This is a genomic window from Paraburkholderia sp. JPY419 (genome assembly GCF_050435705.1).
GTDB lineage: Bacteria > Pseudomonadota > Gammaproteobacteria > Burkholderiales > Burkholderiaceae > Paraburkholderia > Paraburkholderia youngii.
Genome location: NZ_JBNDKV010000002.1, coordinates 326,313 through 346,949 on the forward strand (window position 1 = coordinate 326,313; position 20,637 = coordinate 346,949).

Annotated in this window: 27 protein-coding genes, 2 tRNA genes and 2 pseudogenes; 17 read left to right on the forward strand and 14 right to left on the reverse strand. The window is 64.6% G+C overall.

What is annotated here, in order from left to right:
* Positions 1-84: 84 nt before the first annotated feature.
* Positions 85-1,509: a M20 family metallopeptidase gene (locus tag QFZ91_RS07705; protein ID WP_429566850.1), complete on the forward strand. Its 1,425-nt coding sequence runs from the start codon at positions 85-87 to the stop codon at positions 1,507-1,509.
* 101 nt (positions 1,510-1,610) lie between these two features.
* Here the strand turns inward: QFZ91_RS07705 and QFZ91_RS07710 are convergent.
* Positions 1,611-2,665 (reverse strand): annotated as a pseudogene (locus QFZ91_RS07710) (NADP(H)-dependent aldo-keto reductase).
* Positions 2,666-2,832: 167 nt separating this feature from the next.
* On the opposite strand from QFZ91_RS07710, the gene QFZ91_RS07715 reads away from it, so the two are divergent.
* Together QFZ91_RS07715 and QFZ91_RS07720 are read left to right on the forward strand one after the other, a co-directional pair.
* Positions 2,833-3,060, forward strand: coding sequence for a DUF3820 family protein (locus tag QFZ91_RS07715; RefSeq protein WP_429566851.1), 228 nt, complete (start codon positions 2,833-2,835; stop codon positions 3,058-3,060).
* A 248-nt stretch (positions 3,061-3,308) separates the two neighbouring features.
* Positions 3,309-3,554, forward strand: a complete 246-nt coding sequence (locus QFZ91_RS07720) for a hypothetical protein (RefSeq protein ID WP_176367880.1) — start codon at positions 3,309-3,311, stop codon at positions 3,552-3,554.
* Here the strand turns inward: QFZ91_RS07720 and QFZ91_RS07725 are convergent.
* Positions 3,530-3,829, reverse strand: coding sequence for a hypothetical protein (locus tag QFZ91_RS07725; protein WP_429566852.1), 300 nt, complete (start codon positions 3,827-3,829; stop codon positions 3,530-3,532). The two genes, QFZ91_RS07720 and QFZ91_RS07725, sit on opposite strands and share 25 nt — an antisense overlap.
* Before the next feature lie 396 nt (positions 3,830-4,225).
* Between QFZ91_RS07725 and QFZ91_RS07730 the strand changes: the two genes are divergently transcribed.
* From QFZ91_RS07730 to QFZ91_RS07745, 4 genes are all read left to right on the forward strand, one after another.
* Positions 4,226-4,591: a hypothetical protein gene (locus QFZ91_RS07730; RefSeq protein ID WP_176377903.1), complete on the forward strand. Its 366-nt coding sequence runs from the start codon at positions 4,226-4,228 to the stop codon at positions 4,589-4,591.
* 140 nt (positions 4,592-4,731) lie between these two features.
* Positions 4,732-5,733, forward strand: a complete 1,002-nt coding sequence (gene dusA / locus QFZ91_RS07735) for a tRNA dihydrouridine(20/20a) synthase DusA (RefSeq protein WP_429566853.1) — start codon at positions 4,732-4,734, stop codon at positions 5,731-5,733.
* Positions 5,734-5,822: 89 nt separating this feature from the next.
* Positions 5,823-5,898: transfer RNA gene (locus QFZ91_RS07740), tRNA-His, on the forward strand.
* Between the two features lie 350 nt (positions 5,899-6,248).
* Positions 6,249-6,518 (forward strand): hypothetical protein, encoded by a 270-nt coding sequence (locus QFZ91_RS07745; RefSeq protein ID WP_176377905.1) that lies wholly within the window; start codon positions 6,249-6,251, stop codon positions 6,516-6,518.
* Positions 6,519-6,672: 154 nt separating this feature from the next.
* Here QFZ91_RS07745 and QFZ91_RS07750 read toward each other — a convergent pair whose 3' ends face one another.
* Together QFZ91_RS07750 and QFZ91_RS07755 are read right to left on the reverse strand one after the other, a co-directional pair.
* Entirely contained in the window at positions 6,673-6,915 is a 243-nt protein-coding gene (locus QFZ91_RS07750; RefSeq protein WP_368717902.1) for a DUF6566 family protein, read from the reverse strand.
* A gap of 110 nt (positions 6,916-7,025) precedes the next feature.
* Entirely contained in the window at positions 7,026-7,223 is a 198-nt protein-coding gene (locus QFZ91_RS07755) for a hypothetical protein (RefSeq protein WP_368717901.1), read from the reverse strand.
* A gap of 156 nt (positions 7,224-7,379) precedes the next feature.
* Here QFZ91_RS07755 and QFZ91_RS07760 point away from each other — a divergent pair, with 156 nt between their 5' ends.
* The gene (locus tag QFZ91_RS07760; protein ID WP_176119940.1) at positions 7,380-7,640 is read left to right on the forward strand and encodes a hypothetical protein; all 261 of its coding nucleotides are present in this window, start codon (positions 7,380-7,382) and stop codon (positions 7,638-7,640) included.
* 35 nt (positions 7,641-7,675) lie between these two features.
* On the opposite strand, the gene QFZ91_RS07765 is transcribed toward QFZ91_RS07760, so the two are convergent.
* The 4 genes and pseudogenes from QFZ91_RS07765 to ssuD all read right to left on the reverse strand — a co-directional run bounded on the left by QFZ91_RS07765 (position 7,676) and on the right by ssuD (position 10,991).
* Entirely contained in the window at positions 7,676-7,891 is a 216-nt protein-coding gene (locus QFZ91_RS07765) for a TOBE domain-containing protein (RefSeq protein ID WP_008922916.1), read from the reverse strand.
* Positions 7,892-7,957: 66 nt separating this feature from the next.
* A pseudogene (locus QFZ91_RS07770) lies at positions 7,958-8,960 on the reverse strand (ATP-binding cassette domain-containing protein).
* Entirely contained in the window at positions 8,957-9,805 is an 849-nt protein-coding gene (gene ssuC / locus QFZ91_RS07775; protein ID WP_429566854.1) for an aliphatic sulfonate ABC transporter permease SsuC, read from the reverse strand. Before ssuC ends, QFZ91_RS07770 begins: the two are co-directional and overlap by 4 nt.
* Before the next feature lie 25 nt (positions 9,806-9,830).
* The gene (gene ssuD / locus QFZ91_RS07780; protein WP_429459480.1) at positions 9,831-10,991 is read right to left on the reverse strand and encodes an FMNH2-dependent alkanesulfonate monooxygenase; all 1,161 of its coding nucleotides are present in this window, start codon (positions 10,989-10,991) and stop codon (positions 9,831-9,833) included.
* A gap of 215 nt (positions 10,992-11,206) precedes the next feature.
* Between ssuD and QFZ91_RS07785 the strand changes: the two genes are divergently transcribed.
* Complete coding sequence (locus QFZ91_RS07785) at positions 11,207-11,353, forward strand: hypothetical protein (protein WP_176119944.1); 147 nt, start codon at positions 11,207-11,209, stop codon at positions 11,351-11,353.
* Between the two features lie 162 nt (positions 11,354-11,515).
* On the forward strand, positions 11,516-11,941 hold the full coding sequence (locus tag QFZ91_RS07790) for a hypothetical protein (RefSeq protein ID WP_176108714.1): 426 nt from the start codon (positions 11,516-11,518) through the stop codon (positions 11,939-11,941).
* Between the two features lie 97 nt (positions 11,942-12,038).
* Here the strand turns inward: QFZ91_RS07790 and QFZ91_RS07795 are convergent, their stop codons facing one another.
* Together QFZ91_RS07795 and QFZ91_RS07800 are read right to left on the reverse strand one after the other, a co-directional pair.
* Positions 12,039-13,175, reverse strand: a complete 1,137-nt coding sequence (locus QFZ91_RS07795) for an enoyl-CoA hydratase/isomerase family protein (protein WP_429566855.1) — start codon at positions 13,173-13,175, stop codon at positions 12,039-12,041.
* 46 nt (positions 13,176-13,221) lie between these two features.
* Positions 13,222-14,058: a TetR/AcrR family transcriptional regulator gene (locus tag QFZ91_RS07800; protein ID WP_176377912.1), complete on the reverse strand. Its 837-nt coding sequence runs from the start codon at positions 14,056-14,058 to the stop codon at positions 13,222-13,224.
* A 146-nt stretch (positions 14,059-14,204) separates the two neighbouring features.
* On the opposite strand from QFZ91_RS07800, the gene QFZ91_RS07805 reads away from it, so the two are divergent.
* Positions 14,205-15,179 (forward strand): NAD-dependent epimerase/dehydratase family protein, encoded by a 975-nt coding sequence (locus QFZ91_RS07805; RefSeq protein WP_429566856.1) that lies wholly within the window; start codon positions 14,205-14,207, stop codon positions 15,177-15,179.
* Positions 15,180-15,221: 42 nt separating this feature from the next.
* Here the strand turns inward: QFZ91_RS07805 and QFZ91_RS07810 are convergent, their stop codons facing one another.
* Positions 15,222-15,506, reverse strand: coding sequence for a DUF1488 domain-containing protein (locus QFZ91_RS07810; protein WP_013089272.1), 285 nt, complete (start codon positions 15,504-15,506; stop codon positions 15,222-15,224).
* Positions 15,507-15,668: 162 nt separating this feature from the next.
* Positions 15,669-15,956 carry a hypothetical protein gene (locus QFZ91_RS07815; protein WP_176377914.1) on the reverse strand — a complete coding sequence of 96 codons (288 nt, stop codon included), beginning with the start codon at positions 15,954-15,956 and terminating at the stop codon, positions 15,669-15,671.
* 289 nt (positions 15,957-16,245) lie between these two features.
* Here QFZ91_RS07815 and QFZ91_RS07820 point away from each other — a divergent pair, with 289 nt between their 5' ends.
* Complete coding sequence (locus tag QFZ91_RS07820; RefSeq protein ID WP_176377915.1) at positions 16,246-16,437, forward strand: hypothetical protein; 192 nt, start codon at positions 16,246-16,248, stop codon at positions 16,435-16,437.
* Between the two features lie 82 nt (positions 16,438-16,519).
* Positions 16,520-16,909: a hypothetical protein gene (locus QFZ91_RS07825; protein ID WP_429566857.1), complete on the forward strand. Its 390-nt coding sequence runs from the start codon at positions 16,520-16,522 to the stop codon at positions 16,907-16,909.
* 46 nt (positions 16,910-16,955) lie between these two features.
* On the opposite strand, the gene QFZ91_RS07830 is transcribed toward QFZ91_RS07825, so the two are convergent.
* Both QFZ91_RS07830 and QFZ91_RS07835 read right to left on the reverse strand, forming a co-directional pair.
* Positions 16,956-17,294: a DMT family transporter gene (locus tag QFZ91_RS07830; RefSeq protein WP_429566858.1), complete on the reverse strand. Its 339-nt coding sequence runs from the start codon at positions 17,292-17,294 to the stop codon at positions 16,956-16,958.
* 4 nt (positions 17,295-17,298) lie between these two features.
* Entirely contained in the window at positions 17,299-17,796 is a 498-nt protein-coding gene (locus QFZ91_RS07835) for a heme-degrading domain-containing protein (RefSeq protein WP_368582814.1), read from the reverse strand.
* 223 nt (positions 17,797-18,019) lie between these two features.
* On the opposite strand from QFZ91_RS07835, the gene QFZ91_RS07840 reads away from it, so the two are divergent.
* From QFZ91_RS07840 to QFZ91_RS07855, 4 genes are all read left to right on the forward strand, one after another.
* Positions 18,020-18,096, forward strand: a tRNA-Met gene (locus tag QFZ91_RS07840).
* A gap of 217 nt (positions 18,097-18,313) precedes the next feature.
* On the forward strand, positions 18,314-18,859 hold the full coding sequence (locus QFZ91_RS07845) for an NUDIX hydrolase (RefSeq protein WP_176377918.1): 546 nt from the start codon (positions 18,314-18,316) through the stop codon (positions 18,857-18,859).
* Between the two features lie 7 nt (positions 18,860-18,866).
* A complete protein-coding gene (gene aat, locus QFZ91_RS07850; protein WP_429566859.1) occupies positions 18,867-19,604 on the forward strand; it encodes a leucyl/phenylalanyl-tRNA--protein transferase in 738 nt (245 codons plus the stop codon).
* A 102-nt stretch (positions 19,605-19,706) separates the two neighbouring features.
* Positions 19,707-20,552: an arginyltransferase gene (locus QFZ91_RS07855; protein ID WP_429566860.1), complete on the forward strand. Its 846-nt coding sequence runs from the start codon at positions 19,707-19,709 to the stop codon at positions 20,550-20,552.
* Positions 20,553-20,637: the final 85 nt, after the last annotated feature.

Here is a 20,637-nt window from a genome sequence, read left to right on the forward strand (position 1 = left end):
ATCGCGGACAAATCGCCCGAAGACCCTGCCATCGGACCGCGGCCCTCTGCCGCCTCGCCCATCCCCCGCATTGGAGACACCGACATGAGCCGCCACCAGGCCATCGAGCTTGCCACCCGGCACTTCGAATCCGGCGCTTTTCTCGCCGACCTGAACCGCCGCGTCGGTATTCGCACCGAAAGCCAGGAAAGCGATCGCGGCGCGCTGCTGCGGTCTTATCTGACCAACGAAATCCAGCCCGCAGCGGAGCGCCTCGGCTTCAGCACGCGCATCGTCGATAACCCGGTCGACGGTTTCGGTCCGTTCCTGATCGCGAACCGTCACGAAGGCGATCATCTGCCGACCGTGCTGATCTACGGCCACGGCGACGTCGTGCGCGGCTACGACAGCCAGTGGCGCGCGCCGCTGACGCCGTGGGCGGTGACGGTCGTTGGCGAGCGCTGGTTCGGTCGCGGCACTGCCGACAACAAAGGCCAGCACTCGATCAACCTCGCCGCGCTCGCGTGCACGCTCGCCGCGCGCGACGGCAAACTCGGCTTCAACACGAAGCTGCTGATCGAAATGGGCGAGGAAACCGGCTCGCCGGGGCTCGATGCGATCTGCCGCGCGCACCGCGACGAACTCGCCGCCGACGTGCTGATCGCCTCCGACGGCCCGCGTCTCGCCGCGCGTCGTCCGACCGTGTTTCTCGGCTCGCGCGGCGCGGTCAATTTCAAGCTGTCGCTGAACCTGCGCGACGGCGCGCATCACTCGGGCAACTGGGGCGGCCTGTTGCGCAATCCGGCAACGGTGCTCGCCAACGCGCTCGCGAGTCTCGTCGATGCGCGCGGCGTGATCGCAGTCGACGGCCTGCGTCCGCCGCCGATCCCGGAAGCCGTGCGCCGCGCGCTGTCCGACATCACGGTGGGCGACGGTCCTGGCGACCCCACCGTCGACGACAACTGGGGCGAGCCGGGTCTTTCCGCGCCCGAACGCGTGTTCGGCTGGAACAGCTTCGAAGTGCTGGCCTTCAAGGCGGGCAATCCGGAGAACCCGGTCAACGCGATTCCGCCGTCGGCGTTCGCGGTCTGCCAGTTGCGTTTCGTGGTCGGCACGGATTGGGAAAATCTCGGCAAGCATCTGCGCGCGCATCTCGATGCGCACGGCTTTCAGCTGGTCGAAATCGACGTCGAACGCGGCGCACCGGCCACACGGCTCGATCCCGACGATCCGTGGGTCACATGGGCGCTAGCGTCGCTCGAAGCGACCACCGGCAAGAAGACCGCGCTGCTGCCGAACCTCGGCGGCACGCTGCCGAACGAGGTATTCGCCGACACGCTCGGTCTGCCGACGATCTGGGTGCCGCATTCTTATCCGGCCTGCTCGCAGCATGCGCCGAACGAGCACCTTCTCGGCCCGGTGGTGCGCGAGGGCCTGCAGATGATGGCAGGACTGTTCTGGGATCTCGGCGAGAATTCGCCGCTTGCGGCAAAGCGCGAGGAAGTGGATGCGGCAAAGGCCGCGACTTGAGTTCGGCTCGCGCCGATTGATTCGCTGTGCCTGCCGCGGCCGCCCCGGCATTCGACCGGGGCCACCGCGGCAAGCGTGTCGCGCTTACCTCGACATCGACATCAAGGCGCCGGATTCGGCTGCAGCTCGTGCAGCTTGTCGATTTCCGCAAGCACTTCCGGCGACAGCTTGACGTCCGCACTCGCGCGATGTTTTCCTTCAACTGCTCGAGCGACGTCGCGCCGATCAGATTGCTGGTCACGAACGGCCGGCTGTTGACGAACGCGAGCGCGAATTGCGCGGGCGACATGCCGTGGCGCTTCGCGAGCTCGACATAACGGGTGGTCGCCTGCACGGCTTGCGGCTTGCTGTAGCGCGCGAAGCGCTCGAACAGCGTGATGCGTGCGCCGGCCGGACGTGCGCCGCCTTCGTACTTGCCCGACAGCCAGCCGAACGCAAGCGGCGAGTACGCGAGCAGACCGATGTTGTCGCGATGCGCGTACTCGGACAGACCCGCTTCGTACGTGCGGTTCAACAGGCTGTACGGATTCTGGATGCTGACGATGCGTGGCAAGCCGAGCTTTTCGGCCGCGCGCAGAAATTGCGCGACACCCCACGGCGTTTCGTTCGACACGCCGAGATGGCGCACCTTGCCAGCCTTCACGAATTCGGCGAGCACAGTCAGCGTTTCCTCGATCGGCACCGTGTACGCGTCGTCGACCCACGGATATGACGCACGGCCGAAGGTCATCGTGCTGCGATCGGGCCAATGCAGCTGATACAGATCGACGTAATCCGTTTGCAGACGTTTGAGGCTGTCGTTGAGCGCCTCGGTCAGGTTCTTGCGGTCGAACTGGTTGCCTTCGCCGCGAATATGGCGCGGATTGTGCGGCTGACGCGCGGGACCCGCGATCTTGGTGGCGAGCACGATCTTCTCGCGCGCGCTCTTGTGCTGCGCGAGCCACGTGCCGATGTAGCGCTCCGTCGAACCTTGCGTTTCGGCGCGCGGCGGCACCGGATACATTTCGGCGGTGTCGATCAGGTTCACGCCGTGATCGAGCGCGTAGTCGATCTGCGCGTGTGCTTCCTGCTCGGTGTTCTGCTCGCCCCACGTCATCGTGCCGAGACCAATCAGGCTGACCTGCACGTCGGAGTCGCCGAGTCTGCGGTATTCCATCTAACTTGTCCTGTTGAAGAGGTGAACGGAAAGCGCAGACGTTACCACGCCGGCGCATTACCTGCAGCAAGGCTAGAATGCGGGGCCATGCGTTGCTGCGCCGCCTGGCGATTTGCGTAGTACACGCTTTGCGCTCATGAGGCGCGCTTCATCATGACTTCGTTGCCATGAATCACGAACACCTCGAATTGCTGGTCACGCGCGTGATGCCCTACGGGAAATATAAAGGCCGCGTGATCGCCGACCTGCCCGGCCACTATTTGAACTGGTTCGCGAGCCAGGGCTTTCCGCCCGGCGAGATCGGCCGGCTGCTCGCGTTGATGCACGAGATCGATCACAACGGTTTGAAACCGCTGCTCGATCCCTTGCGCAAACCGAAGCGCAACGAGCGTTGAAACCGTCTCCGTGAAAGCGTTGCCAAGCCCGCTGAACGTCGCGGCGCAGGCAGGCTGCAAGCAATGTCGGGCAGTCCGAATTCAGACAGGTTTTTTCCTTGCGGATCGCGATTGCATGGCCTTTAATCGGCTTAGGTCGTCGCGCTGTGGAACGTCGATAGTGAAGTGGTTCAGTCATCGTTCACTCCACTGTTTCCTTGTGTTCCGGCGCCGTGCGATCCCCCGCCTTCGTGACTGCCTGTATGTCCATGTCGCAATTCAACCTGTCCGCGTTGCTCGACTTCATCGGTCACGATCTGTCGCCGGTGCGTGCGGTCATCCTGTTCTTCGTGATCGGCTACGTCGTGGTCGGACTACCCGTGCATTTCCGCCAGGGCGCGGCCTCGCGCGACGTGTGGGGCACGGCCGCCGGCGTGACGATGGCGGCGATCTATGCGGCGTTCATTGCCGGCGTGTACCCGTGGCTGCATCACGTGTCGGTGATCGCGCATTGAGCGCCGGCCGCCGCCAGCTCGGGGCCGAAGCCTTCCCATAGCGGTTCGAGCAATCCGCGTCGCGGCTGCCAGCGCCGCATCGACGTGCGATACAACGGCCGGCGCACCTGCGCCGAACTCGCAGCGCTCACAGGCCGCGTCGCCTCGTGAAATAGGAGGCAACGTTCGTCCCACTCGAGTCCGCGATGCGCGAGCAGGCGACGCACGTTCGGCTCGAGATCGTCGGCCAGTTCCTCGTATTCGATCTCGAGCCTCACGTCCCGGGGGAAAAACACGCCGTTAGTGGGCCATCAACTGATCGTAGGCGCGGTGACAGATGGTCCGCGCCGAGAGCACTCCACTGCGCCGCGCCCGCTTTGTTCAACGTCTCGACGTCGATCCGCAGCGGATCGTCTGCGTCGCATCGCTTGCGACTCAAAAGACGAATCGTCCGACGGAAGTTAGCAGCGGTGCCCTTGAGTAGCGTTTCGAATGGTTAACGAAGTGTTACCGCAGCGCCGTTCGGTCAGACGCGGGAAGATAGGCGGAAAGGTTGAGCGTCGCGGCAACGGCTCGCATGGTCGAAGCCCCAAGCGCCCAGCGGCACCGCCGACGCCGGTAACGCTCGGACACAAACGCGGCCGAACTCCATTGCGCGCGGTTTTTCTGAGTTTTACGTGAAGGAGAAAATCGTGACCAGGCTCATTGCATCGATGACGCTGCTAGCGGCCGTGGCAGCGAGCATCACCGGATGCGCCGTCGCGCCGCCAGCGGACTACGGCTATGCGCAACCCTATTATCCCTACGCGTACGGACCGCCTTACTACGGGCCGGTGTACGGCTCGATTGGTTTCTACGGCGGTTTTGGCGGGCCGTGCTGCTATTACGGCCATGGCTATTGGCACGGTCGCGGCGGATGGCATGGCGGTGGTTGGCACGGCGGGCACGGCGGATGGCATGGGGGGGCCGGCGGATGGCACGGCGGCGGATTCGGCGGCATGCACGGCGGCGGCAGCGCGTGGACCGGTGGTGGCGGGATGGGGGGACATGGACACTGAGGCATTCAGGCATTGAGGCCTTGATGCATCGACGAACCGGTGCCCGCTCCGTCGCAACAGTGACACGGCTCCAGCGCGCCCGGCACTTTCTGGCCTTGCGGTAAAATTATCGTTTTGATTCAAGCCCGCTCGGCCGTTCCATGTCTTTACCCCGCACTCCCAGCCCCCGCCGCGTGTCCGTTGCCCCGATGATGGACTGGACGGATCGTCATTGCCGCTCGCTGCATCGAATGATTTCGCGCCATACGTGGCTTTACACGGAAATGGTGACGACCGGTGCGCTGCTGCACGGCGACGTGCCGCGTCATCTCGCGTTCAACCCCGACGAAGCGCCAGTCGCGCTGCAACTCGGCGGCAGCGAGCCCGACGATCTCGCGCGTTCGGCAAAGCTCGGCGAGCAATGGGGCTATGACGAAATCAACCTGAATTGCGGCTGCCCGTCCGAGCGCGTGCAACGCGGCGCGTTCGGCGCATGCCTGATGAACGAGCCGCAACTCGTCGCCGATTGCGTGAAGGCGATGCGCGACGTCGTATCGGTGCCGGTCACGGTCAAGCACCGCATCGGCGTCGATACGGTCGAGGAATACGGCTTCGTCCGCGATTTCGTCGGCACGATCGCGCAAGCCGGCTGCGACGTGTTCATCGTTCATGCGCGCAACGCGATCCTGAAGGGCTTGAGCCCGAAGGAAAACCGCGAGATTCCGCCGCTCAAGTACGACTACGCGTATCAGTTGAAGCGCGATTTTCCGCAGTTGGAGATCATCATCAACGGCGGCATCAAGACGCTCGACGAAGTCGACACGCATCTTCAGCACGTCGACGGCGTGATGCTCGGGCGCGAGGCGTATCACAACCCGTACGTGCTCGCCGATGTCGACGCGCGCTTCTATGGGGCAACGCAGGCGCCCCTGACGCGCGATGAGGTCGAAGCGAAACTGATCGAGTATTGCGCGACCGAAATGGCGCGCGGCACCTATCTCGGCGCGATCACACGCCATGCGCTCGGGCTGTATCGCGGCGAAGCCGGCGCGCGCGGTTGGCGGCGAGTTTTGTCCGACAGCAAGCGGCTTGCAGCCCGCGATCTGACCATCTTCGACGAAGCGAGACAGCATCTGCGCGAGCCCCTCGAAATTTTTGAATAAAGGACTAGGCAAAGCCAGATCTAGTCCCTATAATCTCGTTTCTTCGTCGGCGAGACAGGTTTTTAAAGCAAGTCAAGCGGATGTTAGTGGTGGCTGTAGCTCAGTTGGTAGAGTCCAGGATTGTGATTCCTGTCGTCGTGGGTTCGAGTCCCATCAGCCACCCCAAAGAATTCAAGCAAACGGCGTTGTGAGCAATCACAACGCCGTTTTCGTTTTGCTGGCAGCCTTCTGCGTTTTCCATGATGAACGTGCGGTCTTCCGGCCCGCATCACCCCTTCCCGCCTCCTCGCTATCCTCGAAAACCGCTTGGCCAGCAGGGCCGGATCACCGCTCTGCCTTGTCGCGCTTACGTCTGAACGATTGTTTCTTCATCGGGAATAGTAATTTCAGATTATCGGCACAAATTCTCGATAGTAGGGGTATACACTGCCTTCCATCGACGTTGCAGACACCTGGTTCACTGGCTCCTGCAACATCTTCCTGAAATGCAGTCGAAACGTTATCGGAGTCCTACCATGAAGACCAAGTTTATCGCCGCCCTGCTGGTTGCCGCTTCCGCCTCGATCGCCGCTCCCGCTTTCGCAAGCGGCTATGGTCCGGCGCCGTACTATCGTCCGTCGGTTGGCGCGCCGGCTTCGCAACAAGGCCAGAACGCGCAGACCGTCGCTGCTGAAAGCGCCAACGCGCAATCGAATGCGTACGGTGGCGTAAATAGCGTGTCGACCCAATCGGGCTCGCGCAGCGAGTCCAAGTCGGGCCCGCAATCGGTGTACTTCGGCCACTAAGCCGCCAGCAGTAGCAGTACCGTCGGATCCGCTGCCTCTGCAGGCAGCGATCAAACTGGGCGCCGCGCATGCAGTATCGATGCCGGCGCCCAGTTGCGTTTACGCCGGCTGTAGTGCGCCCGGCACCGTTGCGTCGCGACGCGGCTATCCGCCATTAGCTTGCCAGCCCCGCATCGATCAACTCGCGCGCCGCACTGAAAGCCGCCTCGGCGGCCGCATGCTCGGTGGACCACAAGCTATCGATATGCACGAGCTGCCAGTCGACCACCGTTGAATCGTCGCGCAGCACCCGGAAATGCGCCTTGACGCCGGTCAGCACCTGTTCGACCGCCACCTCGATGTCATAGTCGCCATAACGCGCCTGATAGTCGCCCATGTCGACGCCCTTCGGCTCCATGTTCGTCTCCGTGGTTTCGCTGATCGCGGGCAAACGAACGCGCGCGACTCACCCGCGACGCGCCGCCTCGCTCTTCACCCCGGCCGCGCGGCCGGCCGCCGATCAGCGGATCAATTGCAGTCGCCGGAAAGATACTGCCGGCCGTTGCAGTTGATTTCGACCCCACCGCTGCCCGCTTCGGCGACGAGGTCGCATGCCAGCAACTCCGCCGCGACGGACTGCTCGACTTCGGGCGCCGTCTGTCCGACGCCGACGTCGTTCAGACGCCGCAACGCTTCGACCGCTTCGGGACTCAAGGACTTCGACATGGCCGTCTCCGTCGGAATGCTCAATTCATCGTAGCAAGTTTCATCGGCGGATGCAGGCGTGCGCGCCCGCAGCGGCCCCGGAACACAGTCTGCTACTAGGGAATCGTGCACACAGCCGCGTGTCTACGGACACGCGCGACATCGAAGGAGAACGACATGAAGCGAGGCAATTGGGCCACCCTAACGGCCACTGCTGCAGCGCTGGCGGCGCTGCTCGCGAGCGGCGCGAACGCCGTCGCGCAGACGGCGTCCAGCGCGCCGCCGGACAGCCATGCGCCGATGGCCAAACCGCCCGAGGCGGCATCGGGCGCCGGAGGTTCGAGCAACCCGGACAACATGCCGATCAAGCGACCGACGAAGCCGACCAACGACCACATGTCGCACGAGCCGCCAGCAAGCGGCGCAAACGCGAAGTAGCCGCTGCGCACGACGCTCGCGCTAGCGCAACGTCGTCAAAGCCGCGCAATCGACACCTCGGTCGACTTCACGAGCGCGACCACCTCCGAGCCGACTTTCAGTTCGAGTTCGTCGACCGAGCGCGTCGTGATCACCGACGTGACGATGCCGAACGGCGTCTCCACGTCGACTTCGGACACCACCGAGCCGCGAATGATTTCCTTGACCTTGCCTTTGAATTGATTGCGCACGTTGATGGCGGAAATGCTCATTTCAGATAACTCCACAGAAGCGGTTGATAACGGAATGGATCAGATGGGATCGATTTGCTGGAAAGCTCAGACGGCCCAGCGCACCTCGGTCGGCCGCGTCAGACGGCCCGGTTCCGGCAAGCCGTACGGGTCATAGGGCTCGTACGCGCGATGCGCGAGCGTGTCGTCGTTCGGCGCGTTTTTGAGTACGCGTTGCAACACGTGATCTTCGAGCGCGGCGAAGCCCGCCGACGCCCGCGCCCGCGGCCGCGCAAGCGCGACCGGCTGATCGAGCGCGATGCGGCCCTCCTCGATCAACAAAACTCCGGTCGCCGAGCGCGACGGCTTCGTGCACGTCGTGCGTGACGAGCAGCGCGGTGAAACGATGCTCGCGCCACAGCCGTTCGATCAGCGTGTGCATTTCGATGCGCGTCAACGCATCGAGCGCACCGAGCGGCTCGTCGAGCAGCAGCAGTTGCGGACGATGCACGAGCGCGCGCGCTAGCGCGACGCGCTGCCGCTGACCACCCGAGAGTTGCGCGGGCCAGTCGTTCGCGCGTTCGAGCAGGCCGACTTCGGCGAGCACCGCGCGCGCATCGTCGCGCGCGCCCCGGCCGCCGCCGAGGCCGAGCATCACGTTCTGCAGCACGCTTTTCCATGGCAGAAGACGCGCATCCTGAAACATGATGCGGGTGTCGAGCGGACCGCCACTGCCGGCGCGTTTTTCGAGCACGCCCGAGCTGGCTTCTTCGAGACCGGCGACGAGTCGCAGCAACGTCGACTTGCCGCAGCCGCTGCGGCCGACGATCGCGACGAAGCTGCCGCGCTCGATCGACAGATCGAAGCCCGACAGCACCTCGCGCTCGCCATAGCGTTTGCCGACGCCGCGCAATTGCACCGCGTAGTCGCTTGCGGGGCGCGCGTCGCTACGGGCCAATGCAACGGCGGGTTGCAAGCCGGCTGCCCCGTCCCGCTCGATCTCCGCGGCCTCGTTCGCGTCGTGATCCGCGAGCCGCGGCTGCGCGAGCTCGGTCTCGAGGTCGCTGCCCGCGATGCCGCCGAAGGTCGTCGATAGTGTCGTTGCGCTCATGCTTTTGCTCCTCGCTGATATGCTGGATGCCAGCGCAGCGACACGCGCTCGAGGATCTTCGCGAGCATGTCCGCGAGCTTGCCGAGCGCCGCGTACAGCAGAATGCCGACCACCACCACATCGGTTTGCAGGAATTCGCGCGCATTCATCGTCATGTAGCCGATGCCCGATTGCGCGGAAATCGTCTCGGCGACGATCAGCGTGACCCACATCAGGCCGAACGCGAAGCGCACGCCGACCAGAATCGACGGCAGCGCGCCCGGCAGGATTACGTGGCGGTACAGCGCGAAACCTTTGACGCCATAACTGCGCGCCATCTCGATCAGGTTCGCATCGACCGAACGGATGCCGTGGAAGGTGTTCACATAGACCGGAAAGAACACGCCAAGGGCCACGAGGAACACCTTCGCTTGTTCCTCGATGCCGAACCACAGGATCACGAGCGGAATCATCGCGAGCGCGGGGATGTTGCGGATCATCTGCACCGTCGAATCGAGCACGATTTCCGCAGGCTTGAACAAACCCGTCGCGAGACCGAGCACGAGGCCGATGCCGCCGCCGATCGCGAAGCCCGACACCGCGCGCCACGTGCTGACCTTCACGTCCGCCCACATTTCGCCGGACTGGATCAGCGACCAGGCCGCCTTCACGACTGCGAGCGGCTCAGGCAGCACGCGTGTCGACAGCGCGCCGCTGCGCGCGGCGATTTCCCACGCGAGCAGGATCGCGATGGGCGCGAGCCACGGCACCAGGTGCGCGCCGAAGCGGCGCAACCCGTCAGCGCGCGTGGTGGACGCGGGCTGCGGGGTTGCCCCCGTAGCCGCCTTCAAAGCAGTGTCACTCATGTTGGCTTTTCTCCTTGCCGCTCGATCAGCTCGCGCTCGCCGCCTTCGGCAGATCGCTGGTGCCGACGATTTCGCCGAACGGCCCCGACAGCGGCCCGTTGGCGACCTTGCTGAGGCGTTGCGGCAGCAGCGGAAACACGAGTTCGGCGAAGCGGTAGGATTCCTCGAGATGCGGATAGCCGGACAGGATGAACGTCTCGATGCCGAGTGCCGCGTACTCCTTCATACGCGCGGCCACCTGCTCCGGACTGCCGACCAGCGCAGTGCCCGCGCCGCCGCGCACGAGCCCGACGCCCGCCCACAGATTCGGATACACCTCGAGCTGTTCGCGCCCGCCGCGCTTGCCGCCGTGCAGCGCGGCCATGCGGCGCTGGCCTTCCGAATCCATCTTCGCGAACGACGCCTGCGCACGCGCGACCGTGTCGTCGTCGAGCTTGCTGATCAGCTTGTCAGCGGCGGCCCACGCTTCTTCCTCGGTCTCGCGCACGATCACGTGCAGACGGATGCCGAAGCGGATCTGCCGGCCGCGTGCCGCGGCGCGTGCGCGAATGTCGGCGATCTTCTTTGCGACCGCTTCGGGCGGCTCGCCCCACGTCAGATAGGTGTCGATGTGCTCGGCCGCGATATCGTGCGCGGCCGCCGACGAGCCGCCGAACCACAGCGGCGGATGCGGGTTCTGCACCGGCGGATACAGCGCCTTGCCGCCTTTCGATTGCAGGTGCTCGCCGTCGAAATCGATCGCTTCGTTGCTGTGCGAGGCCGTAAGCAGCTTGCGCCAGATATGCAGGAATTCGTCGGTGATTTCGTAGCGCGTGTCGTGATCGACGAATACGCCGTCGCCGGCCAGTTCGGCCGCGTCGCCGCCCGTCACCACGTTGATCAGCAGCCGCCCGTTCGACAGCCGGTCGAACGTCGCCGCCATGCGTGCGGCGAGCCCCGGCGACGACAGTCCCGGGCGAATCGCGACAAGGAACTTGAGCCGCTGGGTCGCGGGAATCAGGCTCGACGCGACGACCCAGGCGTCCTCGCACGAGCGGCCGGTCGGCAGCAGCACGCCCTCGTAGCCGAGCGTATCGGCGGCGACGGCGATCTGCCGGAAGTAGTCGTAATCGGCTGCGCGTGCGCCTTGGGACGTACCGAGATAGCGGCTGTCGCCGTGAGTCGGAATGAACCAGAACACATTCATGTTGTTGCTCCTGCCTGCTCTTGAAAGAAAACGGTGGGCGCGAGCGCCGGCCGCGCGCATCGGGCCGGCAACCGGCAAGGCGCTGCGAGGTGTTGAAGGATTGCGAAACGGACGGTGGGCTCAGGCCACCGGCAAAAGCGCTGAAAGCCTATGCGCCGGGCGGACGACACCGCGAACACGACCGTGCGCGGACCCTGCGGCAACGGAGATTCGGCATGAGGCTCGACATTGCGACGGTTTTCCTCGACCAACGTGCGCGTGGTGCGCTCGATTTAACGGATGACGGCGACACCCGCGCCGTCTGCATGAGGAAACAGTCTATGGAGCGGTCCGCGGCTTTTGAACGATTTTTTTTAGCTTAGGAATTCCGCTTTCGTGATTAGCCCGGCGCTACCGCATACGGTTGTTGCGCTTTACACACGCGGCCGCGGCCGCCGCACCCCGATCGATATAATGGCGCTCGTTTCCAATCACCCGGTACAGGCGTTGCGATTCGCGTCGCCAGTACGTTGCCGGTGCAATGCATGCACAAAATAATTCTGCCGTTCGTCGCCGGTTTTCTGGCTTCTTTGTTCTTCCGCGAATCGACGCTGGCGCTGATGCACGCCGCCGGCATGATCGACCCCACCGGTTTTTCGACCGCGCCGTTTTTGCCGCTCGGCCTGCCTGAATTCATCGCGAACGCAATCTGGAGCGCGTGCTGGGCCGTGCTGATGGCCTGGCTGCTGCGCGTCGCGCCGCATCGGCACGCGCCTTGGGTACCGGCGTTCGTGTTCGGCGGCATCGTGCTGACGGCGGCGAGCGTGTTCGTCGTCGATCCGCTGCGCGGCATCTGGCCGAGCGGCAACATGCTGCCGCGCCTCGCGGTGGGCTTCGCGGCGAATGCCATGTGGGGCTGGGGCGCGCTCGTGTTCATGCGCGCGTTCATGGCGAGCGAGGCCGAGGAATGAGCGCGTCGCGCGTGAATACGCGCAACGCGTAGATTTTCGCGGGCGGGTTCGCGAGGCGGCGTGTTCTGTGCGCGCTCAGTGCACGCTCAGTGCACGTTCACCCGCGCAGAGCGACTAGCGGATGCTCGTCCGCCGGCCACGGACTGTCGAACATCTTCTCCACATCGGCCTGGTTGACGTCCTCGATGCGCGCGAAACGCCAGCGCGGCGCGTTGTCCTTGTCGATGATGCGCGCGCGAATGCCTTCCACCGTGTCTCCGAGCAGGAAGCTCGAACGTGTCAGATCGAGATCGACACGCAGCACGTCGGCCATCGACCCCTCCGCGCGCGTGACCACTTCGAGCGAGACCGCCATCGACAGCGGCGAGCGCTCGCGCAGCACCGCGATCGTCCGCTCGGCCCACTCCGCCGCGTCGCCGCCGCGCTTGCGCTCCTGTTCGAGCGACGCGAGTATCCGCGCGACGTCGGGCTGCGCGAAATGCCGGTCGATCAACGTGCGCGCCTTCGCGAGCGCGCTCTCCTCGGGCCGCGGCGCGACTTGATAAGCGAGCGTTTCGTGCTCGACGCACGCAACCACATCCGCGCCGCGCTCGAACGGTTCGCGGCTCAACGTAGCGACGAGCGCGGGCAACGCCGCGTCGTCGATGTAGACATCGGCGAGGCCCGCGTACAACGCGTCGGCCGCGCCGATCGTCTCGCCCGTCACCGCCAGATAGCGGCCGAGAGCGCCGGGCGTGCGCGCGAGAAACCAGCTCGCACCGACGTCCGGAAAGAGGCCGATACGGGTTTCGGGCATCGCCATCTTCGTCGATTGCGTGACGACGCGCAGGCCGCCGGTGCGATGCGCGCCCTGCGAAATGCCCATGCCGCCGCCCATCACGATGCCGTTCATCAACGCGATATACGGTTTCGGATACACGAAGATCGCGTGATTGAGCCGGTACTCCTCGCTGAAGAATGTATCGCGGGCCTGCTGGTCGCCGCGTTGCGCCGCCTCGTACATGAAGCGGATGTCGCCGCCCGCGCAGAACGCACGCTCATGCCGGCTGCGCACGACGACGGCCAGCACCTCGGGGTCGTCGCGCCACTGGTCGAGCGCCGCGTGGATCGCGCGAATCATGCTCGTCGACAGCGCATTCAGCGCTTTCGGCCGCTCCAGTTCGATGAAACCGATGCGGTTGGTTACGTGGGTCGCGATTTCGTCGCTAGTGGCGGGCGAGGCGGACGTGGGCATGGAAAGCTGGGCGCGGCGGCGCGGGTTGACGTGGAACTGAACGTTATCACGGGCCTGCTGCTTTGCGTTTGGTGGCGGGCTCGGGAGCCGGGTCCGTGGATTCGGCAGGCTCAGAGTGGCGCCGCGCGACGGTTTTCTTGCCGCGCACTGCGGCGCTCTTCGATGCGCCCGCTGCCACGGGCTGCGGCGCGCCGAGCCAAGCGTCGAGCGTTACGCCGACGAGCGTCTCGAGCGGCGCACTCGGAAACACCGGACACGTGAGATTCAGCGCGACGATGCCATGCAGACTCGCCCACAACGCCTCGGCCCACACGGCCGACTCCATCGATGCGACCGACGCCGACAGACGCCCCGCTGCTCGCAACTCGTCTAGCGCGTCGATCATGATGTGCAGCGCGGCGTCGCCGGGGTCGTCGTCGGCGTTGCTTCGGGACGCGGTTGAACCACCGGTCCCGGCGTTCGCGCTTGCATCGTCCCCGTTTCCGCCGTCTTTGCCTGCGCCCGCCGCCGCGCCACCGAGCGCCGCGCCCGTATAGCTCGGATCCTCCATGAAAATCAGCCGGTACGTTTCCGGATGCTGGACGCCAAACGCGACGTACGCGCGCCCGAGCGCCTTCAGCCGTTCGGCGGGATCTGCGATCTGCACGAGCGGCACGAAGGTCGCGAGCAACTGCGCGTAACCCTCCTCGCACAAGGCCCGCGCGATGTCGTCGCGACTCGCGAAATGCAGATACAACGTGGCGGGCGAATATTCGATCGCGTCGGCGATCTTGCGCATCGACAGCGCGGCAAAGCCCTCGCGCACGACGATACGCCGCGCGGCATCGAGGATGCGTTCGCGCAGCGCCTGTTTCTGGCGGTGTTTTCGTTCAGCGATTCCCATGACTCGCAATTTTCAGGTTGACAAACTGAAAAGTCAAATTAAACTGAACGCTGTTTACTGAACACTGTTCAGTACATTTTCATCGGTCGAACTGAGTCGCCACGTGCACACGCGATGAGGTCGCGCCGCCATCTGAAGGAGTCGTCATGCAAGCCACGGGAAAGGTCGGTTTATTCGGTGCCGCGGGCGCAGCGGGTCAAAGCATTGCCGCGGCGCTTGGTGCGGCGGGCCGCGATTATCGGGTGGTCGGCCGCTCGCGCGAGGCATTGCAACGCAGCTTCGGTGACGACCCGCACGCTGAGATCGTCACCTGGAACCCCGACGACCACGCCTCGATTCGCGCCGCGGCCGCCGGTCTGCAAACCGTGATCTATCTCGTCGGCATGCCCTACGACCAGTTCGCGCAGCACCCGCCGTTGATGGAGAAAACGCTGGCTGGCGTGACGGCCGCCGGCGTCGAGCGCTTCATTCTGATCGGCACCGTGTATCCGTATGGCCGCGCGCATGGCAATCCGATTCGCGAAGATCATCCGCGCGAGCCGCACACGTTCAAGGGCCGCATGCGGCTCGAACAGGAAAAGCTCGTGCTGGCCGCGCATGGCCGGAAAGGTCTCGAAACGCTGGTATTGCGGCTGCCCGATTTCTACGGACCGGGGGTTGAGCGCAGCCTGTTGCATGGTGTCTTCGTTGGCGCCGCTACCGGTAAGCGCGCACAGGTTCTCGGTCCCATCGACGTGCCGCACGAATTCATCTTTCTGCCGGATGTCGGCCCCGTGGTCGAACGACTCACGCGCACACCCGAGGCTTACGGCCGCTGGTGGCATCTCGGCGGCGCCGGCACGATCACGCAGCGCGAAGTGGCGCACGAGGCCTACGCGCTCGCGGGCCGCGAGCCGAAGCTGATGGTGGCCGGCAAGGGCATGCTGCGCGTGCTCGGGCTGTTCAATCCGCTGATGCGCGAACTGGTCGAGATGAACTATCTGTTGACCGAGCCGATCGTGCTCGACGATTCCGCGCTGGCGACGTTGATCGGGCCGTTCAGCAAGACTTCGTATCAGGAAGGGATCAGGCAGTGCTTCGAAGCGGCGCGCGAGGCAGTGCCGGCGCATGGCGTGAATTAGCGGCAACGCGTTGGCGATGCGTTGGTGGAAGGAAAGTTCCGCTCAGCCTGCCATCTGCCCTGGCGGAAAGTGACCACTCTTGAGTAGCACGGGTGTGCCGTTGCTGATCTGTAAATGCTCGCGCGCAACGGCCTCGATGCGCGGCCGGCCCGCATCGAACGCACGCAGCCAGCCGTCGAGATCCTCGCTGTAAGCGCCGAAATGATCCTCGAGCGCTTCCACCGAGATCGCGCACGGCACCGGCTCACCGTCCACCAGCGCTGAAAACACGACGGTCAGATTGGAGTCACGGTAAGCAGGCGCGTCTTCGGGAAAACGGATTTCCATGGTCGCCTCATCAAAAGGTGGCGGCGGGAACGTAACACGCGTGGAAAGCCGCTGTGCGCCGCCGATCCGCGCGGGTTCCGCTATGGTACCCGCGCCGCCGGATCACGGTCCAGCGTGCGCGGGCGCCTGATTCAGGGCATCGCGCGGGAATCGCCGACACGCTCACTGCCCATCCAGCAAGCGGTCGACATATTCGCGCGCCGCCCGTTCGACGAACGCGAGCGCCTCTTCTTCGCTAGTGAAGCGTTGCCGGTCGCCGAGTTCGAGCAACGTTTCCATCCGATGCGGATCGTCCGGGCCGGCTTCGGCGAGGCTGACCGAGCCGACGTAAGTACCATCCGCTTTGGCGTGCGCTTCGCCCGACGCGCCCGACGTGCTGCCCCCCGGCACGAGGCGCGCGGTGGCGCTGATGTAATAGCCGCGATAAGGGCCACTGACCCGTTCAGCCATCTTCGTCCTCCTGTTGCGGTTGCGGAGCTGGCGCCAGTCGCGACTGCGCCGCCTTGATGCTTCAGCATGCGGCGCGCCGGTGCACCGGAGGTGTGCGGGCGGCCCGCCCCATTACGATAAGGCGCGTTACAGCGCGATAAGTTCTGCGCGCTCGCGAGCCGCACTTTCGCCCCACACCGCGGCCGCGCCGCACGTCAGCCACGCGCGCTGGTCGAACGGTTCACATCGGCATGCTCCATGCTGTCAAAAGGTACTATGACGACACCATTTCGAGGCCAGCGAGCGCAATATGGGAAAATATTTTCTGCAGAATCACGAACTGCCCGAGCCGGATGCGGCGAACCGCTGGTTCGAGTACGCCGAAAGTCATGGGATCGACATCCCAAAAGCGATCAGCATCTGGGAAGACGCGGCCACCGAAGAAGGCGAGGAAGCCCGGCGGCTCGTCAGCGCGGCGGGCATCACCGTCGAGGCGACCTGAGCCTTGGCGCGCGCCCTCGCGTTCCACACCGACCGGCTCCAGCCCGGCAGCAACCTCCATCTGAATGAAAGGACACAACACGATGCATTTCACGACGCAACCGCGGCGCGCCGGCCGATTCCACCGCCTCCGATCCAGCGCCGCGCTTGCCTTCGTGCGTCGCGCGTCGCTGATTGCCGCATTGCCCGCCGCGCTGCTGCTCGCCGCGGGGCTCGGCGGCTGCGCGTCGTCTAACACGACCACGCTGATAAATCTGCCGAACGGCCAGACCGGCTTCGCGGTCAACTGCAGCGGCGCCAACGCCGGCTCGAGCTGGGCCTCGTGCTACGTGCAAGCGGGTAAGGCCTGCGGCGCAACCGGCTACGACATCGTGTCGAAAGATAACGACGAGGGTGGCACCGCTGGCGGCAGCGTCACGAACGTGGCGTCGGCGAATGTGAAAGGCCGCTCGATGATCGTGCGCTGCAAATAAGCCGACTTATGTTCCGTGCGGCAACCGAGGCGGCATGCGCGGGCGCTCAATGCGCCTGCATCTTCGAGAAGAGATTCAACACGGCGACGCCAGCGACGATCAATCCCAGCCCGATGATCGCCGGCACGTCGGGTACCTGCCGGTACAGCACCAGCGCGACCAGCGTGATCAGCACGATCCCGGCACCGGACCAGATCGCATAGACGATGCCGACCGGAATGCTCCTGAGCGTCAGCGACAGGCAATAGAACGCAATGCCGTAGCCGAGCATGACGACCATCGACGGCAGCAGCCGCGAGAAACCGTCCGAGGCCCGCATCGCGGAAGTCGCAATGACCTCGGCGACGATCGCGATCGCGAGCAGCGCATACGGGGGTACGCGCATCGCGTCAGCTTTTCGCGAGCGCGAGCTTGCCGTAATCGTGACCCAGATGCGCGCACAGCGCTTCGACCACGAGTTCATGATCGGCGCGCTGCGGCAGACCGGACACCGTGATCGAACCGATCACGCCCGCGCCTTCCACCGTCAGCGGAAACGCGCCGCCGTGCGATGCGTATTCGGTGGCCGGCAGACCGTGCTTGTCGGCGAGCGTCGCACCCGCGAGCTGCATTTTCAAACCGATCGCGTACGAGCTGCGGCGAAATTGCGCGACAGTGTTGCCCTTGCGGCGCACCCAGTCGACGTTGTCGGGCGTCGCGCCGTCGAGCAGGCTGAAGAACAGCGGCTGGCCAAATGTGCGCACGTCGATCGCGGCGCCAATGCCGCGCGCTTTCGCGACCTCGTGCAAATACGCGCCGACTTGCCACGCACGATCGGCATCGAAACGGGGAAACACGAGGGTCTTTTCCTGAAGAGCGATGACCTGAAGATCGTGAGCGATATCCATGGGGTTTAGAACGGGTCGGAGGATCAGAGTCGAAGAGGTCGCCGTCGTGAAGATCCGGCGAGCCGCGTGGAGAATCTGAATTCTAGCGCAGCGTCCGCGCGCGGCTTTCCGGAGTCTTTCCGATAGGTGACGTAGCGGTCGCGGCGCAAAGCGCAATGAAGCCAATCCTTACATGGCTATTGCGCTGTCTGTCTGGCTGGTCTATAATCTTTTCTTCGACGGACGCGGGGTGGAGCAGTCTGGCAGCTCGTCGGGCTCATAACCCGAAGGTCGTAGGTTCAAATCCTACCCCCGCAACCACAACGAAATCTTTGAAGGGTTACAACGCATTGGCGTGTAACCCTTTTTTGTTTTTGTGGCCACGATCTGACGAGCGCATTCGAAAATCGACCGTCAAGCGTGTCAGACGCGGCGGCGCTCGCCGCATCGAACCTCCCATCGCGCAGTCCCCGCCGGCGCCTCAGTAATCGCCCGCCCGGGTGATAAACTCCTATCACCCTTTCTCGTCCCCTTTCCAATGAAATTCTGTTCTGTCTGCGGCCACGGCGTCAGTCTGAGCATTCCGCCGGGCGACAATCGCGAGCGCTTCGTATGCAGCAGTTGCGGCACCGTGCATTATCAGAATCCGCGTAACGTGGTCGGCACCGTTCCCGTGTGGGACGACAAAGTGCTGCTGTGCCGCCGCGCGATCGAGCCGCGCTACGGTTACTGGACGCTGCCCGCCGGCTTCATGGAAATGGGAGAAACGACTGCCGAAGCGGCCTCGCGCGAAACGCTCGAGGAAGCCGGCGCGCGCGTCGAGGTGCAGAACCTGTTTTCGCTGCTGAACGTGCCGCACGTGCATCAGGTGCATCTGTTCTACATGGCGCGGCTGCTCGATCTCGACATTGCCGCCGGCGAAGAAAGCCTCGAAGTGAAGCTGTTCGAGGAGCACGAGATTCCGTGGGGCGAGATCGCGTTTCCAACCGTCGGCCAGACGCTGCGCTTTTTTTTCGCCGACCGCGCGGCCGGCAGTTTCGGCCTGCATACAGGCGACATCTTCCGCTCCCTGCGCGAAGGTTGAGCGGCGCATGGTTCCCTGGCTCGGAGCTGACGATCCGTTTCCGCCCGTCGAGCGCGCGCTCGGCGCCGCGAGCGGCGCGCCCGGTCTGCTCGCGGCAAGCGGCGATCTGCTGCCGTCGCGCCTGATCGACGCTTATCGGCGCGGCATTTTCCCGTGGTATTCGGACGGCCAGCCGGTGTTGTGGTGGAGCCCCGATCCGCGCATGATCCTGCGCCCCGCCGAATTCAAGCTGTCACCGTCGCTGCGCAAGACGCTCAAGCGGATGTTGCGCGACGACGCGTGGGAAATCCGCGTCGATCAGGATTTCGCCGCCGTGATGCGCGCCTGCGCGCAGGCGCCGCGCCGCGGCCAGCGCGGCACGTGGATCACCGCCGACGTCGTCGAAGCCTATTCGTCGCTGCATCGCCTCGGCGACGCGCACAGCATCGAAACCTGGTTCGAGGGCAAGCGTGTAGCAGGCTTGTATGGCGTGTCGCTCGGCCGGATGTTCTTCGGCGAATCGATGTATACCGACGTCACCGACGGCTCGAAAATGGCGCTGGCCGCGCTGGTCGGGCACTTGCGACGTCACGAAATAGAAATGATAGACTGCCAGCAGAACACGTCGCATCTGGCGTCGCTCGGCGGCCGCGAGATAGCGCGCAAGGCGTTCGTCGCGCATGTTCGCGCGTCTGTCGGCGCACCGGCCATTCCTTGGCGCTTCGACAAGACCGCCCTGCTCGAAATCCTCGTGCGCGTGGCGTAGGAAAAATCAGGCCGAATCCGGGTCCGCCGCCCATCGAATCGCGGCATCAACCGCCAGGCGCGCCGGGTTTGCATTACCAGAGACGCTTCGAGAGCTGCCAACGTGACTCATCCCAACGAGCTGCCTCTTTCGCCGCTTTCCGCGCTGCAATTTTATGCAACGGCGCCCTATCCCTGCAGTTACCTGGACGGCCGCATCGCGCGCTCGCAGGTCGCCACACCCAGTCACCTGATCAATTCGGACGTCTACACGGATCTCGTCAAGGCCGGCTTCCGGCGCTCGGGCGTGTTCACCTACCGTCCGTATTGCGACGGCTGCCGCGCATGCGTGCCGGTGCGCGTGCCGGTCGAGCGTTTTCAGCCGAACCGCACGCAGCGGCGTGTGTGGAGAAAACACGGCGAGCTGATCGCGACCGTCGCGCCGCTGCATTACGACGAAGAGCATTACGCGCTGTATATGCGCTATCAGTCGGCGCGCCACGCAGGCGGCGGCATGGATCGCGACAGCCGCGACCAGTACGAGCAGTTCCTGCTGCAAAGCCGGATCAACTCGCGGCTCGTCGAGTTTCGCGAGCCAGCGCCGCTGCGTCCCGATGGACGGCCCGATCCGCGCCCCGATGCACAGGGCGCGCTGCGAATGATCAGCATGATCGATATCCTCGGCGACGGGTTGTCGTCGGTCTACACGTTCTTCGAGCCGAACCTGCCGCACGCGAGCTTCGGCACCTACAACATCTACTGGCAGATCGAGCAGGCGCGCAGCCTGAACCTGCCGTACGTGTATCTCGGCTACTGGATTCGCGAAAGCCCGAAAATGGCGTACAAGGCGAATTTCCGGCCGCTCGAAGGCTTGATCGACGGCGAGTGGCGCGTGCTCGATCCGGCCAGCATCGACTTTCCGCCGGTCGATCTGCCGATGCATGGACGACGCGGTCCGCTCAGGCCGTAGCCGAAGCGCCGTCCGCCGAGTCGTCGCCGGGCCCTGCTCGCCGCCAGCAACGCCCTACCAGTCTCATCAAAGCCCAAAGCCGGTA